Annotated in this window: 14 protein-coding genes and 1 pseudogene; 13 read left to right on the plus strand and 2 right to left on the minus strand. The window is 68.7% G+C overall.

What is annotated here, in order from left to right:
* Positions 1 to 12: 12 nt before the first annotated feature.
* On the plus strand, positions 13 to 1,347 hold the full coding sequence (locus tag ACFY1J_RS37470; protein WP_390711558.1) for a geranylgeranyl reductase family protein: 1,335 nt from the start codon (positions 13 to 15) through the stop codon (positions 1,345 to 1,347).
* An 11-nt stretch (positions 1,348 to 1,358) separates the two neighbouring features.
* Here the strand turns inward: ACFY1J_RS37470 and ACFY1J_RS37475 are convergent.
* Together ACFY1J_RS37475 and ACFY1J_RS37480 are read right to left on the minus strand one after the other, a co-directional pair.
* Positions 1,359 to 1,751, minus strand: a pseudogene (locus ACFY1J_RS37475) (peptide deformylase); the annotation flags it as partial.
* A 150-nt stretch (positions 1,752 to 1,901) separates the two neighbouring features.
* Positions 1,902 to 2,711, minus strand: coding sequence for a C40 family peptidase (locus tag ACFY1J_RS37480; protein WP_390732778.1), 810 nt, complete (start codon positions 2,709 to 2,711; stop codon positions 1,902 to 1,904).
* Between the two features lie 745 nt (positions 2,712 to 3,456).
* Between ACFY1J_RS37480 and ACFY1J_RS37485 the strand changes: the two genes are divergently transcribed.
* The 12 genes from ACFY1J_RS37485 to nuoL are packed head-to-tail and all read left to right on the plus strand — an operon-like array spanning position 3,457 to position 16,139.
* A complete protein-coding gene (locus ACFY1J_RS37485) occupies positions 3,457 to 3,816 on the plus strand; it encodes an NADH-quinone oxidoreductase subunit A (protein WP_007383963.1) in 360 nt (119 codons plus the stop codon).
* Between the two features lie 13 nt (positions 3,817 to 3,829).
* On the plus strand, positions 3,830 to 4,384 hold the full coding sequence (locus tag ACFY1J_RS37490; RefSeq protein ID WP_361466338.1) for an NADH-quinone oxidoreductase subunit B family protein: 555 nt from the start codon (positions 3,830 to 3,832) through the stop codon (positions 4,382 to 4,384).
* On the plus strand, positions 4,381 to 5,136 hold the full coding sequence (locus ACFY1J_RS37495) for an NADH-quinone oxidoreductase subunit C (protein ID WP_390711560.1): 756 nt from the start codon (positions 4,381 to 4,383) through the stop codon (positions 5,134 to 5,136). Before ACFY1J_RS37490 ends, ACFY1J_RS37495 begins: the two co-directional genes overlap by 4 nt.
* Positions 5,133 to 6,473 (plus strand): NADH-quinone oxidoreductase subunit D, encoded by a 1,341-nt coding sequence (locus ACFY1J_RS37500; RefSeq protein WP_390732779.1) that lies wholly within the window; start codon positions 5,133 to 5,135, stop codon positions 6,471 to 6,473. Before ACFY1J_RS37495 ends, ACFY1J_RS37500 begins: the two co-directional genes overlap by 4 nt.
* Entirely contained in the window at positions 6,470 to 7,282 is an 813-nt protein-coding gene (nuoE, locus tag ACFY1J_RS37505) for an NADH-quinone oxidoreductase subunit NuoE (protein WP_390732780.1), read from the plus strand. Before ACFY1J_RS37500 ends, nuoE begins: the two co-directional genes overlap by 4 nt.
* The gene (gene nuoF / locus ACFY1J_RS37510) at positions 7,279 to 8,628 is read left to right on the plus strand and encodes an NADH-quinone oxidoreductase subunit NuoF (protein ID WP_390711563.1); all 1,350 of its coding nucleotides are present in this window, start codon (positions 7,279 to 7,281) and stop codon (positions 8,626 to 8,628) included. The genes nuoE and nuoF overlap by 4 nt, the downstream gene beginning before the upstream one ends.
* A complete protein-coding gene (locus ACFY1J_RS37515; RefSeq protein WP_390732781.1) occupies positions 8,625 to 11,129 on the plus strand; it encodes an NADH-quinone oxidoreductase subunit G in 2,505 nt (834 codons plus the stop codon). Before nuoF ends, ACFY1J_RS37515 begins: the two co-directional genes overlap by 4 nt.
* Positions 11,126 to 12,490, plus strand: a complete 1,365-nt coding sequence (gene nuoH / locus ACFY1J_RS37520) for an NADH-quinone oxidoreductase subunit NuoH (RefSeq protein ID WP_390732782.1) — start codon at positions 11,126 to 11,128, stop codon at positions 12,488 to 12,490. Before ACFY1J_RS37515 ends, nuoH begins: the two co-directional genes overlap by 4 nt.
* Positions 12,483 to 13,094: an NADH-quinone oxidoreductase subunit NuoI gene (gene nuoI, locus ACFY1J_RS37525; RefSeq protein ID WP_390711566.1), complete on the plus strand. Its 612-nt coding sequence runs from the start codon at positions 12,483 to 12,485 to the stop codon at positions 13,092 to 13,094. The genes nuoH and nuoI overlap by 8 nt, the downstream gene beginning before the upstream one ends.
* Entirely contained in the window at positions 13,091 to 13,933 is an 843-nt protein-coding gene (locus ACFY1J_RS37530; protein ID WP_390732783.1) for an NADH-quinone oxidoreductase subunit J, read from the plus strand. The genes nuoI and ACFY1J_RS37530 overlap by 4 nt, the downstream gene beginning before the upstream one ends.
* Entirely contained in the window at positions 13,930 to 14,229 is a 300-nt protein-coding gene (nuoK, locus tag ACFY1J_RS37535) for an NADH-quinone oxidoreductase subunit NuoK (protein ID WP_066995480.1), read from the plus strand. Before ACFY1J_RS37530 ends, nuoK begins: the two co-directional genes overlap by 4 nt.
* A gap of 14 nt (positions 14,230 to 14,243) precedes the next feature.
* Positions 14,244 to 16,139: an NADH-quinone oxidoreductase subunit L gene (nuoL, locus tag ACFY1J_RS37540; protein WP_390732784.1), complete on the plus strand. Its 1,896-nt coding sequence runs from the start codon at positions 14,244 to 14,246 to the stop codon at positions 16,137 to 16,139.
* Positions 16,140 to 16,143: the final 4 nt, after the last annotated feature.

A 16,143-nucleotide genomic window follows, 5' to 3' on the forward strand; every position in this document is an offset into this window, starting at 1 on the left:
AATAGACTGCCCATGTCCGGTGCCGGTCGGCACGCAGATTTCGAACCTTGGGGAGATCCCGCCGTGACCGAGCCCCTCTCCGGCAACTCCGCCGATGTGATCGTCGTGGGCGCGGGGCCAGCCGGCTCCACGACCGCGTACCACCTCGCCCGGGCCGGCCTCGACGTACTCCTGCTGGAGAAGACCGAGTTCCCGCGCGAGAAGGTGTGCGGCGACGGACTCACCCCGCGGGCCGTCAAACAGCTGGTGTCGATGGGCATCGACCTCTCCGAGGAGGCCGGCTGGCTGCGCAACAAGGGCCTGAGGATCATCGGCGGCGGCTCCCGGCTCCAGCTCGACTGGCCGGATCTCGCCTCCTATCCGAACTACGGACTCGTCCGCAAGCGCGACGACTTCGACGAGCAGCTGGCCCGCAACGCCCAGAAGGCGGGGGCGCGTCTGCACGAGCGCTGCAACGTCTCCGGCCCGATCGTCGACGAGCGCACCGGCCGCATCACCGGTGTGACGGCCAAGCTCGGCGAGGAGAAGCGGGAAGTCACCTTCCACGCGCCCCTGGTGGTGGCCGCCGACGGCAACTCCACCCGGCTGTCCCTGGCGATGGGCCTGCACCGCCGCGAGGACCGCCCGATGGGCGTCGCGGTGCGTACGTACTTCACCTCCCCGCGCCACGAGGACGACTACCTGGAGTCCTGGCTGGAACTGTGGGACCGCCGTGGCCCGCAGGACCGCCTGCTGCCGGGCTACGGCTGGATCTTCGGCATGGGCGACGGCACCTCCAACGTCGGCCTCGGCGTGCTCAACACCTCCGACTCCTTCAAGGAGCTGGACTGGCGCGAGGTCCTGAAGGCCTGGTGCGCGTCCATGCCGGAGGACTGGGGCTACACCCCGGAGAACATGACCGGCCCGATCCGCGGCGCCGCCCTGCCGATGGCCTTCAACCGCCAGCCGCACTACACCAAGGGCCTGCTGCTCGTCGGCGACGCCGGCGGCCTGGTGAACCCCTTCAACGGCGAGGGCATCGCCTACGCCATGGAGTCCGGCCAGCTCGCCGCCGACATCATCGTCCAGGCGCACGCGCGGGCGACGCCGGGCCAGCGCGAACTGGCCCTGCAGCGCTACCCGCGCGTCCTCAAGGACACCTACGGCGGCTACTACACGCTGGGCCGCGCCTTCGTGAAGCTCATCGGCAACCCGAAGGTCATGCAGATCGCGACCCAGCGCGGCCTGACCCACCCGCTCCTGATGAAGTTCACCCTGAAGCTCCTGGCCAACCTCACCGACCCGACGGGCGGCGACGCGATGGACCGGATCATCAACGGGCTGAGCAAGGTGGCCCCGAAGGCCTGACCCGGCTGCCGCTACGGCGGCTCGGAAGGCCCGGCCCAGCTGCCGCTCAGGGCCTCGATGTTGGCGGGCCGGCGGGCGAAGACCTCTTCCCGCCGGTCCGCCACCTGCCGCAGCGCCTCCTTGCGCTCCCGCTCGGAGCGCCGGTCCAGGTACACCTGACCGTCGAGGTGGTCGGCCTCGTGCGCGAGACGGCGCGCGAAGTACCCCGTCCCCTCGATGACGAGCGGTCGGCCGTCGCGGTCCTGCCCGCGTACGACAGCCCGGTCCGGGCGGGGTACGTCCCTCACCGCGCCGGACACCGACAGACACCCCTCGCCCCCGTCGAGCACCCGCCGTCCGGCCCGGTCCGGAGGGTCGAGGACGGGGTTGACGATGTGACCGACATGTCGGACTCCGTCGTCGTCGCCGGAGCCGGAGCCCCTGAAAAGGGTCGACGAGCTGCGCCACCGGCTGGGCCTGCCCAACACCTTCGACCTGGGGTGAACGCGAAGGGCCGCTGCCCCCGAGCGGCCGCGGCCCTTCACGTGAATACGGCGTGCTGCCGCGGTGTGCTCCTAGAGCACCCGCACCGCGCCGGTCGGCGGGTCGTACGACAGCGGCTTCTCCACGATGCCGGTGGACGGGTTCTGCGCGCCGACGAACATGCCGTCGCCGACGTACACCCCCACGTGGTAGGCGCTGCCCGCGCTACCCCAGTAGAGGATGTCGCCCGGCTGCAGGTTGCTCAGCGAGACCTGGGTGCCGGCGGTCGACTGGGACTGCGAGACACGCGGCAGGCTGATGCCGACCTGCTTGAAGGCGGCCTGCACGAGACCGGAGCAGTCGTAGGCGCTGGGGCCGGTGGCGCCCAGGACGTAGGACTTGCCGATCTGCGCCTTCACGAAGGAGACGACGGCCGCGGCCGAGCCGGTGGCCGTGGACGTGCTCGTGGAGGTGCTGGAGTTCGTGCTGGTGGCGCTGAGGGTGGTCCGCTCTGCGGTGCGGCTGGCGCGCGCGGCGGCGGCCTTACGGGCGGCCTCGGCGGCCTTCTTCTTGGCCTCCGCCTTCTGCTTCGCCTCGGCGAGATCCGCCTTGGCCTGCTTTGCGGCATTTGCGGCGGCCGCGTCACGCTCGGCCTGCAGCTGGTAGTTCGCGGCGGCCTGCTGCGTGGCGTCCGCGGACTGGGCGACCTGGGTGGCCATGTCGGCCGTCAGGGCGGGCAGTTCGAGCGTCTGCGTCACAGGCTCGTCGGCGTAGGCCGACGCCGACGCGCCGGCAGCGGCCAGGCTGAGGACGCCACCGGCAACTCCGGCCCGCATCGCGATCGTCGACGCGCTGCGGCTGCGGGGCTTCCGGTGGCTGCGTATGTGAGCGGTGTGGGGCATGAGAACAACGGGTACCAGGGGCTCCTTCATATCTTCAAGAAACGTGTGCTGCGCCACAGTTGTTCAATCGAGACCGTGAACCCCGGGCGCGTCGTTCTTTATTGACGCCGTAACGGACATTGCGGACTACCGTGATCAAGCCCGTGATCACGTCGTTTCGTTATTACGTCCGAATTGCCCTGCGCTTACCACCGCATGGGGTCGGTGGCCAAGCCCGGTTCTCGGACCGCTCTCATGAATGTGGTGGAGGTCACGGAACGGTTACCGGAGGGGTGGCGTCCCGCGCGTGGATCGGTCGCGTCGAGCTCGTGAATCCGTGCACGCGTCCACATCGCACCCCGGATGTCCCCCCGATGTGTGAACGGACCCCACTAGCAGGACGCCATGTCCAACACGAATTTGCATGCAAGAGAAGCCTCTTGATATTGAGACGACCCCTCCGGCCTGCGACGACGAGCGAAAATGTCACTTTTGGTGAACGCCTGAACGCTTCTCGTACGAAGATCACCGCTCATCCGACTTCATGATCGTTCGTCAGGTGGCAGAGATCACAAAGGTTCGGTAATACCCCGTGTCGCAGATCACAGAGTCGCGGGCATAAGATGCGAGGCAGTTGGGCTTGTGACCTGCTTCACATGTTCTCGATCTTCGTCCGGGGTGAGCGGGGTTCGGGGGACCGGTGGGGCGGAAGTGGGCCCATGGCAACCCGCCAGCAGTCAGTGCCGACTGAGAGGAGCGAGGAGCGGTGAACGCGTATGCGCCCATCCTCGTACTGGGAGCCCTCGGGGCAGGCTTTGCGATCTTCTCCGTGGTCATGGCCACGCTGATCGGTCCGAAGCGGTACAACCGCGCCAAGCTCGAGGCGTACGAGTGCGGTATCGAGCCGACCCCCACGCCGGCCGGCGGCGGGCGTTTCCCGATCAAGTACTACCTGACGGCGATGCTCTTCATCGTCTTCGACATCGAGATCGTCTTCCTTTACCCCTGGGCCGTCACCTTCGACGCCCTGGGTGTTTTCGGGCTCGTGGAGATGTTGCTCTTCGTGCTCACCGTCTTCGTCGCCTACGCGTACGTATGGCGGCGCGGCGGCCTGGAATGGGACTGAGGGGCCTAACGACATGGGACTCGAAGAAAAGCTGCCGAGCGGCTTCCTGCTGACCACCGTCGAGCAGGCCGCGGGCTGGGTGCGCAAGGCGTCCGTCTTCCCCGCCACGTTCGGCCTGGCCTGCTGCGCCATCGAGATGATGACGACCGGCGCCGGCCGCTACGACCTGGCGCGCTTCGGCATGGAGGTCTTCCGCGGCTCACCGCGGCAGGCGGACCTGATGATCGTCGCGGGCCGGGTGAGCCAGAAGATGGCGCCGGTGCTGAGGCAGGTCTACGACCAGATGCCCAACCCGAAGTGGGTGATCTCCATGGGCGTCTGCGCCTCCTCGGGCGGCATGTTCAACAACTACGCGATCGTCCAGGGCGTCGACCACATCGTTCCGGTCGACATCTATCTGCCCGGCTGCCCGCCCCGGCCCGAGATGCTGATGGACGCGATCCTCAAGCTCCACCAGAAGATCCAGTCCTCCAAGCTCGGTGTGAACGCCCAGGAAGCGGCCCGCGAGGCGGAGGAGGCCGCGCTCAAGGCGCTGCCCACGATCGAGATGAAGGGGCTGCTGCGGTGAGCGACGCGAACGGCACCGGCGGTGCTTCCAACGGCGTGAACCCCGACAAGGACCTCGCCGCCGACAACCTCCCCGGCCAGCGCGGCCAGGGTGGCGAGGAGATCCGCGTCCAGCGCGGCATGTTCGGCGCCAACAACGGCGGCGACACCTCCGGATACGGCGGTCTCGTCCGCTCGGTCCGGCTCCCGGGACCCGCGAACCGCCCCTACGGCGGCTGGTTCGACGAGGTCGCCGACGAGCTGGAGGGCGCCCTGGAGGAACAGGGACTCCTCCCCGAGAACGCCATCGAGAAGACGGTCGTCGACCGCGGCGAGCTCACCTTCCACATCGAGCGCGAGCACCTCGTCCGGGTCGCCCAGACCCTGCGCGACGACCCGGCCCTGCGCTTCGAGCTCTGCACCGGCGTCAGCGGTGTCCACTACCCGCACGACAAGGGCCGCGAGCTGCACGCCGTCTACCACCTGCGCTCGATCACCCACAACCGGCTGGTCCGCCTGGAGGTCAGCGCCCCGGACGGCGACCCGCACATCCCGTCCCTGGTCTCCGTGTACCCGACCAACGACTGGCACGAGCGCGAGACCTACGACTTCTTCGGGATCGTCTTCGACGGTCACCCGGCCCTGACGCGGATCATGATGCCGGACGACTGGCAGGGCCATCCGCAGCGCAAGGACTACCCCCTCGGCGGCATCCCCGTCGAGTACAAGGGCGCCCAGATCCCGGCTCCGGACCAGCGGAGGTCGTACTCGTGAGCACACAGTCAGCATCCGCAGCCTCGGCCGCCTCGGCGCGCGAGACCACCGAGGGCACCGTATATACGGTCACCGGTGGCGACTGGGACGAGATCGTCCAGTCCGCGGCCCGCGCCGACGACGAGCGCATCGTCGTCAACATGGGGCCCCAGCACCCGTCCACCCATGGAGTGCTCCGTCTCATCCTGGAGATCGAGGGCGAGACGGTCACCGAGGCCCGCTGCGGCATCGGCTATCTCCACACGGGCATCGAGAAGAACCTCGAGTTCCGCACGTGGACGCAGGGCACCACGTTCGTGACGCGCATGGACTACCTGACGTCCTTCTTCAACGAGACCGCCTACTGTCTCGCCGTCGAGAAGCTCCTCGGCATCGAGGACGACATCACCGAGCGCGCCAAGATCATCCGGGTGCTCCTGATGGAGCTGAACCGGTTGTCCTCCCACCTGGTGTGCATCGCCACCGGCGGCATGGAGCTCGGCGCCACCACGATCATGATCTACGGATTCCGTGATCGTGAAATGATTCTCGACATCTACGAGCTGGTCACGGGCCTGCGCATGAACCACGCGTACATCCGGCCCGGCGGACTCGCCCAGGACCTGCCGCCCGGCGCGGTGGACCACATCCGCGAGTTCGTGAAGAAGATGAAGAAGAACCTCCCGGAGTACGACAAGCTCGCCACCGGGAACCCCATCTTCAAGGCCCGCATGCAGGACATCGGCTACCTCGACCTGGCCGGCTGCATGGCCCTCGGCGCCACCGGCCCGATCCTGCGCTCCACCGGCCTGCCGCACGACCTGCGCAAGACCCAGCCCTACTGCGGCTACGAGACCTACGACTTCGAGGTCCCGACCGCCGACTCCTGCGACTCCTACGGACGCTTCCTGATCCGCCTGGAGGAGATGCGCCAGTCGCTCCGCATCGTCGAGCAGTGCCTGGACCGGCTGCAGCCCGGACCGGTCATGGTCGCCGACAAGAAGATCGCCTGGCCCGCCCAGCTCGCCCTGGGACCGGACGGACTGGGCAACTCCCTCGACCACATCAAGAAGATCATGGGTACCTCCATGGAGGCCCTGATCCACCACTTCAAGCTGGTCACCGAGGGCTTCCGCGTACCGCCGGGACAGGCGTACGCGGCAGTCGAGTCGCCCAAGGGCGAGCTCGGGGTGCACGTCGTGTCCGACGGCGGCACCCGTCCCTACCGGGTCCACTTCCGGGACCCGTCCTTCACCAACCTGCAGGCCATGGCGGCCATGTGCGAAGGCGGCCAGGTCGCCGACGTCATCGTCGCCGTCGCATCCATCGACCCCGTGATGGGAGGCGTCGACCGGTGAGCACGAGTTCTTCGGAGCGGGGCGTCAGCCTGGGCATGCCCGAGCTGCCCGCACCCGACTACCCGGACGACGTCCGAGCCCGGCTGGAGGCGGACGCGCGCGAGGTCATCGCGCGTTACCCCGACTCCCGGTCCGCGCTCCTGCCGTTGCTGCACCTCGTGCAGTCGGAGGAGGGCCATGTCACGCGCACCGGGATGCAGTTCTGCGCGGACATGCTGGACCTGACCACGGCGGAGGTCACCGCGGTCGCCACCTTCTACACCATGTACCGGCGCAGGCCGGGCGGCGACTACCAGGTCGGCGTCTGCACCAACACGCTGTGCGCGGTGATGGGTGGCGACGCGATCTTCGAGTCCCTCCAGGACCACCTGGGCCTCGGCAACGGCGAGACCACCGACGACGGCAAGGTCACCCTGGAGCACATCGAGTGCAACGCGGCCTGCGACTTCGCACCGGTCGTGATGGTCAACTGGGAGTTCTTCGACAACCAGACCCCCGCGAGCGCACGGCAGCTGGTCGACGACCTCCGCGAGGGACGCCCCGTCGAGCCCACGCGCGGGGCGCGCCTGTGCACCTTCAAGGAGACCTCCCGCATACTGGCCGGCTTCCCCGACGAGCGGCCCGGGGCCGTCGAGGAGAGCGGCAGCGCCGGCCCCGCTTCGCTGGTGGGCCTTCGCCTGGCAAAGGGAGAGACCGCACCCGCGCGGGTGGTGCATCCGCGGGACGGCGGACCGCACGACGAGCCGCAGGACACATCGGCCGCCGACCCGGACCACCCGGCAGGGCCTACCGCCGAGGAGGGGGAGTGATGACCGTGGCAGCCGATCTCAAGGACACCAGCCCCGAGAAGCTGCTCGCACCCGTGCTGTCGGCCTTCTGGGACGAGGACAGGTCCTGGACGCTGGACGTCTACCGGAGGCACGAAGGGTACGAGGGGCTGCGCAAGGCGCTCGCCATGTCGCCGGACGACCTGATCGCGTACGTCAAGGAGTCCGGTCTGCGCGGGCGCGGCGGCGCGGGATTCCCGACCGGAATGAAATGGCAGTTCATTCCGCAGGGTGATGGAAAACCGCACTATCTAGTTGTCAACGCCGACGAATCGGAGCCCGGGACCTGCAAGGACATCCCGCTCCTCTTCGCGAACCCGCACAGCCTCATCGAGGGCATCGTGATCGCGTGCTATGCCATCAGGTCGTCGCATGCCTTCATCTATCTGCGGGGTGAAGTCGTCCCCATTCTGCGGCGGCTGCACGAGGCCGTGCGCGAGGCCTACGAGGCGGGCTACCTCGGCGAGAACATCCTGGGCAGCGGGCTGAATCTCAAGCTCACCGTGCACGCCGGCGCCGGCGCGTACATCTGCGGTGAGGAGACCGCACTGCTCGACTCGCTCGAAGGCCGCCGTGGTCAACCGCGGCTCCGTCCCCCCTTCCCTGCCGTCGAGGGCCTCTATGCGTGCCCGACTGTTGTGAACAACGTCGAGTCCATCGCGTCGGTTCCCGCCATTCTGAAAAACGGCAAGGAATGGTTCAGGTCGATGGGCAGCGAGAAGTCGCCGGGCTTCACGCTCTACTCGCTCAGCGGCCACGTCGCCGGCCCCGGCCAGTACGAGGCGCCGCTCGGCATCACGCTCCGCCAGCTCCTGGAGATGAGCGGCGGGATGCGCCCCGGGCACCGCCTCAAGTTCTGGACGCCGGGCGGCTCCTCGACGCCGATGTTCACCGAGGAGCACCTCGACGTCCCGCTCGATTACGAAGGAGTGGGCGCCGCGGGTTCCATGCTCGGCACCAAGGCCCTGCAGTGCTTCGACGAGACCACCTGCGTCGTGCGCGCCGTGACCCGCTGGACCGAGTTCTACGCCCACGAGTCCTGCGGCAAGTGCACACCCTGCCGCGAAGGCACGTACTGGCTCGTCCAGTTGATGCGTGACATCGAGGCCGGCAAGGGCGCCATGGCCGACCTCGACAAGCTCTACGACATCGCCGACAACATCAACGGCAAGGCCTTCTGCGCCCTCGGCGACGGTGCCGCCTCGCCGATCTTCTCCTCGCTCAAGTACTTCCGCGAGGAGTACGAGCAGCACATCACGGGCCGGGGCTGCCCCTTCGACCCGGCAAAGTCGACGGCCTGGGCCGACCGCCCGGAGGTGAACGCATGACCGTGACCACCAGCACTCCCACGGGAGGGGGAGAGGCGGCGGTCCCGCCGCAGGACCTCGTCACGCTGACGATCGACGGCATGGAGATCAGCGTGCCCAAGGGCACCCTGGTCATCCGGGCCGCCGAGCAGCTCGGCGTCGAGGTCCCCCGGTTCTGCGACCACCCCCTCCTCGACCCGGTCGGCGCCTGCCGCCAGTGCATCGTCGAGGTCGAGGGCCAGCGCAAGCCCATGGCGTCGTGCACGATCACATGTACGGACGGGATGGTGGTGAGGACTCAGCTCACCTCGCCGGTCGCCGAGAAGGCGCAGCACGGTGTGATGGAGTTCCTCCTCATCAACCACCCGCTGGACTGCCCGGTCTGCGACAAGGGCGGCGAGTGCCCGCTGCAGAACCAGGCGATGTCGCACGGCAACGCCGAGTCCCGCTTCGACGGCCGCAAGCGGACGTACGAGAAGCCCGTCCCGATCTCCACCCAGGTGCTGCTCGACCGCGAGCGGTGCGTGCTGTGCGCCCGCTGCACCCGGTTCTCCAACCAGATCGCGGGCGACCCGATGATCGAGCTGCTGGAGCGGGGCGCGCTGCAGCAGGTCGGCACCGGCGAGGGCGACCCGTTCGAGTCGTACTTCTCCGGGAACACCATCCAGATCTGCCCGGTCGGCGCGCTGACGTCGGCGGCGTATCGCTTCCGCTCCCGCCCCTTCGACCTCGTCTCCTCGCCCTCGGTGTGCGAGCACTGCTCCGGCGGCTGCGCCACCCGCACCGACCACCGGCGCGGCAAGGTCATGCGGCGGCTCGCCGCCAACGACCCCGAGGTCAACGAGGAGTGGATGTGCGACAAGGGACGCTTCGCGTTCCGGTACGCCCAGCTGAAGGACCGGCTGGACACACCCCTGGTGCGCAACGCCGAGGGTGAGCTCGAACCGGCGTCCTGGCCGGAGGCGCTGCAGATCGCCGCGCAGGGACTGCTGGCCTCGCGCGGCAGGACCGGTGTCCTGACCGGCGGGCGGCTGACCGTCGAGGACGCCTACGCCTACAGCAAGTTCGCGCGCGTGGCCCTCGACACGAACGACATCGACTTCCGCGCGCGCGTGCACAGCGGCGAGGAGGCCGACTTCCTGGCCGCCCGGGTCGCCGGACACGGCCGCGACCTCGACGGTACGGGCGTCACGTACACCTTCCTGGAGAAGGCACCCGCCGTCCTGCTGGTCGGGTTCGAGTCCGAGGAGGAGGCGCCCGGCGTCTTCCTGCGGCTGCGCAAGGCGTGGCGGAAGCACAAGCAGAAGGTGTTCTCGCTGGCCACGCACGCCACCCGGGGCCTGGAGAAGGCGGGCGGCACGCTGCTGCCGGCCGCTCCCGGCACCGAGACCGAGTGGCTGGACGCGCTCGCGAGCGGGGTCGGCCTGGAGGAGCCGGGGACGAAGGCGGCCGAGGCGCTGCGCGCCGAGGGCTCGGTGATCGTCGTCGGTGAGCGGCTGGCCGCGGTCGCCGGTGGCCTCACCGCCGCCGTACGGGCCGCCGCCGCGACCGGCGCCCAGCTGGTGTGGATCCCGCGCCGGGCCGGGGAGCGCGGCGCGATCGAGGCGGGCGCGCTGCCGTCGCTGCTGCCGGGCGGACGTCCGGCCACCGACCCCCGCGCGCGTGAGGAGGTCGCCGCGGCCTGGGGAGTCGCCGAACTCCCGCTCCGCTACGGCCGGGACACCGACCGGATCATCGACGCCGCCGCGAGCGGAGAGCTCCAGGCGCTGCTGGTCGCCGGCGTGGAGGTCGCAGACCTGCCCGATCCGGCACGCGCGCGTGAGGCCCTGTCCGAGGTCGGCTTCGTGGTGTCGCTGGAGCTGCGGCCCGGCGAGGTCACCGAGCTCGCCGACGTCGTCTTCCCGGTCGCCGCGGTCGCCGAGAAGGCGGGCACCTTCCTCAACTGGGAGGGCCGGGCCCGCTTCTTCGAGGCCGCGCTCAAGCCCGAGCAGATGACCCGACGGCTGTCGCCGACCGACGCGCGTGTCCTGCAGATGCTGGCCGACGCCATGGACGTCCACCTGGGGCTGCCGGACCTGCGCACCGCGCGCGCGGAGCTGGACCGGCTCGGCCCCTGGGACGGACCGCGGGCCTCGGACCCGCTGGAGACGGGAGTCGCGCCGCCGCGTCCGGCCGCCGGAGAGGCCGTGCTCGCCGGGCACCGGCTGCTGCTCGACCAGGGCGCCCTCCAGGAGGGCGACGAGGCGCTCGCCGGAACCCGGCACGCGGCACGCGCGCGCCTGTCGGCGGCGACGGCCGCCGAGGCGGGTGTCGCGGACGGCGACGTCCTGGTCGTGACCGGACCTTCGGGTGCGGTCGAACTCCCGCTGCAGATCACTCAGATGCCGGACCGCGTGGTCTGGCTCCCGCTGAACTCCGCGGGTGGGGGCGTCGCCTCCGACACCGGGGCGCTGCCCGGCGCCCTCGTCCGCATCGGTCCGGCGGCCACCGCCGGTGAGGCCCCCGAGGAGGTGGAGGCATGAGCCCGTACCTCGCCGCTGAAGACCTCTCGATGTTCGGCCGCGACCCCTGGTGGCTGGTCGTCGTCAAGGCCGTCTTCTGCTTCGCCTTCCTGATGGTGACCGTGCTGTTCTCCATCGTCTGGGAGCGCAAGGTCGTCGCCTGGATGCAGCTGCGCATCGGCCCCAACCGGCACGGCCCCTGGGGCATGCTCCAGTCGCTCGCCGACGGCATCAAGCTGATGCTCAAGGAAGACCTCATCGTCAAGCGCGCGGACAAGGTGGTCTACGTCCTCGCGCCGATCGTCGCGGCCATCCCGGCCTTCATGGCGATCGCGGTGATCCCCTTCGGACCGGCCGACAACGAGATCTCGATCTTCGGTACGCGCACCACGATGCAGCTCACCGACCTGCCGATCGCGATGCTCTACATCCTCGCGGTCGCTTCGGTCGGCATCTACGGCATCGTGCTGGCGGGTTGGAGTTCCGGATCCACCTATCCGCTGCTCGGCGGCCTCCGCTCCTGCGCGCAGATGATCTCGTACGAGATCGCCATGGGCGCCGCGTTCGCCTCCGTGTTCCTCTACTCGGGGTCGATGTCGACGTCGACGATCGTCGAACAGCAGCAGAACCGCTGGTACATCGTGCTGCTGCCGGTCTCCTTCGTCCTCTACATCATCACGATGGTCGGCGAGACCAACCGCGCCCCCTTCGACATGCCGGAGTCCGAGGGCGACCTGGTCGGCGGCTTCAACACGGAGTACTCGTCCATCAAGTTCGCGATGTTCATGCTTGCCGAGTACGTGAACATGGTGACGGTGTCGGCCGTGTCGACCACGCTCTTCCTCGGCGGCTGGCGGGCCCCCTGGCCGATCAGCAGCTTCTGGGAGGGCGCGAACCACGGCTGGTGGCCGCTGCTCTGGTTCGTCATCAAGGTCCAGCTGCTGCTCTTCTTCTTCATCTGGCTGCGCGGCACGCTTCCCCGCGTCCGCTACGACCAGCTGATGAAGCTCGGCTGGAAGGTCCTCATCCCGGTCTCCGTGACCTGGCTGATGCTCGTCGCGACCGTGCGGACCCTGCGCAACGAGCACTACGACTTCGCCGACATCGCGCTCTACGTCGGCGGGGGTGTCCTGACCCTGCTGCTTCTGACCTTCGTCGCCGACATGTTCCGCGAGAAGGCGAAGACGGCCGAGACACCCGCCGAGGAGCAGGCCGGGTTCGACCCGGCGGCCGGCGGATTCCCCGTACCGCCGCTGCCCGGACAGCAGCTGCCGCCGGTGCCCCGGCGCCGGCCGCGCCGCGAGCGGGAGCTGATTGTCAGTGGTGGGTCGGACACTGTCAGTGACGGATCTTCGGATGGAAAGGAGGCGTCCGATGGCTGAGGAGCCGAAGGAGACCGGGCAGACAAAGCCTGGCTTCCTGAACCCCGTGGCCGGCTTCGGCGTGACCTTCAAGGCCATGTTCAAGAAGCGGCTGACCGAGCAGTACCCGGAACAGAAGAAGACCACGGCTCCGCGGTTCCACGGACGGCACCAGCTCAACCGCCATCCGGACGGCCTCGAGAAGTGCATCGGCTGTGAGCTGTGCGCCTGGGCCTGCCCCGCCGACGCCATCTATGTGGAGGGCGCCGACAACACGGACGAGGAACGCTACTCGCCCGGCGAGCGGTACGGCCGCGTCTACCAGATCAACTACGCCCGCTGCATCCTGTGCGGCCTGTGCATCGAGGCGTGCCCCACGCGCGCGCTCACGATGACCAACGAGTTCGAGCTGGCGGACTCCAGCCGCGCCAACCTCATCTACACCAAGGAGCAGCTGCTCGCCGGTCTCGACGAGAACATGGTCGACACGCCCCACGCGATCTTCCCGGGGATGGACGAGCAGGACTACTACCGGGGTCTTGTCACCGAGGCGGCGCCCGGGACGGTGCGTCAGGTCGCCGTCTCCAAGGGTGAGCAGCCGGAAGAACAGGGGGCCGACGCATGAGCGCGCAGCTCGCCGCCTACACCACCTCCACCGGAGAGGCCTTCCAGTTCTGGGTCCTCGGCAGCGTCGCCGCGATCGGCGCCCTGTGCACCGTCTTCATGAAGAAGGCCGTGCACAGTGCGCTCTGCCTCGCCGGGACCATGATCGTCCTGGCGGTGTTCTACCTCGCCAACGGCGCCTACTTCCTGGGCATCGTGCAGATCGTCGTCTACACGGGCGCGATCATGATGCTCTTCCTGTTCGTGGTGATGCTCGTCGGTGTCACCGCGGCGGACTCGCTGAAGGAGACCATCAAGGGTCAGCGCTGGCTGGCCCTTGCGTGTGGGGTCGGCTTCGGTGTCCTGCTCTTCGCGGGCATCGGCAACGCCTCCCTGAAGGAGTTCGACGGCACCGGCAAGGCGAACGCGAACGGCAACGTGGAGGGCCTCGCGGCCCTGATCTTCACCAAGTACGTCTTCGCCTTCGAAATCACCGGCGCCCTGCTCATCACGGCGGCCGTCGGCGCCATGGTGCTCACGCACCGCGAGCGCACCGAGCGGGCCAAGACACAGCGCGAGCTGTCCGAGCAGCGCGTCCGCGAGGGCAAGAACGTGCCGCCGCTGCCCGCCCCCGGTGTGTACGCCCGGCACAACGCCGTGGACATCGCGGGCCTGCTGCCCGACGGCACCCCCTCCGAGCTCACGGTCAGCAAGACGCTGCGCGAGCGCGGCCAGATCCGTGATGTGTCGGTGGAGGCGCTCAACGATCTGCGGGCCCTGGAGCAGCGCGCCGAGGAGCGGCTGGAGCGGACCGAGACCGAGCCGCCGAACTTCAAGCGGGCCGAGGAGGCGTCGAAGTGAACCCCGTCAACTACCTCTATCTGTCCGCCCTGTTGTTCACGATCGGCGCCACCGGCGTGCTGATCAGACGCAACGCGATCGTCGTGTTCATGTGCATCGAGCTGATGCTCAACGCCTGCAACCTCGCGTTCGTCGTCTTCTCCCGGATGCACGGCAATCTCGACGGCCAGATCATCGCCTTCTTCACGATGGTCGTCGCCGCCGCGGAGGTCGTGGTCGGGCTCGCGATCATCGTGTCGCTGTTCCGTACCCGCCACTCGGCCTCGGTCGACGACGCCAGCCTGATGAAGCTGTAGGGGGTCGCTGAATCGTGGAGAACCTGATTGCGCTGCTGATCGCGGCGCCCCTGCTCGGAGCGGCCGTCCTGCTGGTCGGTGGCCGGCGCCTGGACGCCGTCGGCCACTGGATCGGCACGCTCCTGTCCTTCACCTCCTTCGCGTTCGGCGTGATCCTCTTCGCCGATCTGCTGGGCAAGGGCGCCGAGCACCGCACGCTCACCCAGCACCTGTGGACGTGGATCTCCGTCGGCAGCTTCCAGGCGGACGTCACCTTCCGCCTCGACCAGCTGTCGATGACATTCGTCCTGCTGATCACCGGTGTGGGCTCGCTGATCCACCTGTACTCGGTCGGGTACATGGAGCACGACGAGCGGCGCCGCCGCTTCTTCGGCTATCTGAACCTGTTCCTCGCGGCGATGCTGCTGCTCGTCCTCGCCGACAACTACCTGCTGCTGTACGTCGGCTGGGAGGGCGTCGGTCTCGCCTCGTACCTGCTGATCGGCTTCTGGCAGCACAAGCCGAGTGCCGCGACGGCCGCGAAGAAGGCCTTCCTGGTCAACCGCGTCGGCGACATGGGCCTGTCGATCGCGATCATGCTGATGTTCACGACGTTCGGGTCCTTCGCCTTCGGACCGGTCTTCAGCCACGTCGGTGACGCCTCCGAGGGCAAGCTCACCGCCATCGGCCTGATGCTGCTGCTCGCCGCCTGCGGCAAGTCCGCCCAGGTGCCGCTGCAGTCCTGGCTCGGGGACGCGATGGAGGGCCCGACCCCGGTCTCGGCCCTCATCCACGCCGCGACGATGGTGACCGCGGGTGTCTACCTGATCGTCCGCTCCGCAGCGATCTTCAACGCCGCCCCCGACGCGCAGCTCGCGGTCACCGTGGTCGGCGCGGTCACGCTGCTGTTCGGTGCGATCGTCGGTTGCGCGAAGGACGACATCAAGAAGGCGCTGGCCGGCTCGACCATGTCGCAGATCGGCTACATGGTGCTGGCCGCGGGCCTCGGCCCCATCGGCTACGTCTTCGCGATCATGCACCTGGTGACGCACGGCTTCTTCAAGGCCGGGCTGTTCCTCGGCGCCGGTTCGGTCATGCACGGCATGAACGACGAGGTCGACATGAGGAAGTACGGCGGCCTGCGGAAGTACATGCCGGTCACCTTCGTCACCTTCGGCCTCGGCTACCTCGCCATCATCGGCTTCCCGTTCCTGTCCGGCTTCTACTCCAAGGACGCGATCATCGAGGCGGCCTTCGCCAAGGGCGGCACCCAGGGCTGGATCCTGGGCAGTGTGGCCCTGCTGGGCGCGGCCATCACCGCGTTCTACATGACGCGCGTGATGCTGATGACGTTCTTCGGCGAGCAGCGCTGGCAGCCCGACGAGAACGGCCACGAGCCGCACCCGCACGAGTCGCCGAAGGTCATGACGATCCCGATGATCGTGCTGGCCGTCGGCTCGGTCTTCGGCGGTTTCTACTTCCACCTCGGCGACCGCTTCCTGAAGTGGCTGGAGCCGGTCACCGGACACAGCGAGGGGAACTCGCCGGTCAGCGCCATGACGGTCACCGCTGCCACCCTGGTGTGCCTGGTCGTCGGTGTCGGCATCGCCTACGCGCAGTACGGCCGCAAGCCCGTTCCGGCCGTCGCCCCGCGTGGCTCGCTGCTCACCCGGGCCGCCCGGCGCGACCTGCTCCAGGACGACTTCAACCATGTCGTCCTGGTCCGCGGCGGTGAGCACCTCACCCGCTCCCTGGTGTACGTCGACCACACCCTGGTCGACGGGGTCGTCAACGGCACGGCGGCCGGTTTCGGCGGCCTGTCCGGACGGCTGCGCAAGGTCCAGAACGGCTTCGCGCGGTCCTACGCGGTCTCGATGTTCGGCGGTGCGGCACTCCTGGTCGCCGCGACCCTGCTGATGAGGGCGGTCTGATACC

This window comes from Streptomyces sp. NPDC001406 (assembly GCF_042895285.1).
Lineage (GTDB): Bacteria > Actinomycetota > Actinomycetes > Streptomycetales > Streptomycetaceae > Streptomyces.

Coding starts and splice junctions, on each gene's coding strand:
- ACFY1J_RS37470 (WP_390711558.1), top strand. CDS start 13: ATGTCCGGTGCCGGTCGGCACGCAGATTTCGAACCTTGGGGAGATCCC.
- ACFY1J_RS37480 (WP_390732778.1), bottom strand. CDS start 2,711: ATGCCCCACACCGCTCACATACGCAGCCACCGGAAGCCCCGCAGCCGC.
- ACFY1J_RS37490 (WP_361466338.1), top strand. CDS start 3,830: ATGGGACTCGAAGAAAAGCTGCCGAGCGGCTTCCTGCTGACCACCGTC.
- ACFY1J_RS37515 (WP_390732781.1), top strand. CDS start 8,625: ATGACCGTGACCACCAGCACTCCCACGGGAGGGGGAGAGGCGGCGGTC.
- nuoH (WP_390732782.1), top strand. CDS start 11,126: ATGAGCCCGTACCTCGCCGCTGAAGACCTCTCGATGTTCGGCCGCGAC.
- nuoI (WP_390711566.1), top strand. CDS start 12,483: ATGGCTGAGGAGCCGAAGGAGACCGGGCAGACAAAGCCTGGCTTCCTG.
- ACFY1J_RS37530 (WP_390732783.1), top strand. CDS start 13,091: ATGAGCGCGCAGCTCGCCGCCTACACCACCTCCACCGGAGAGGCCTTC.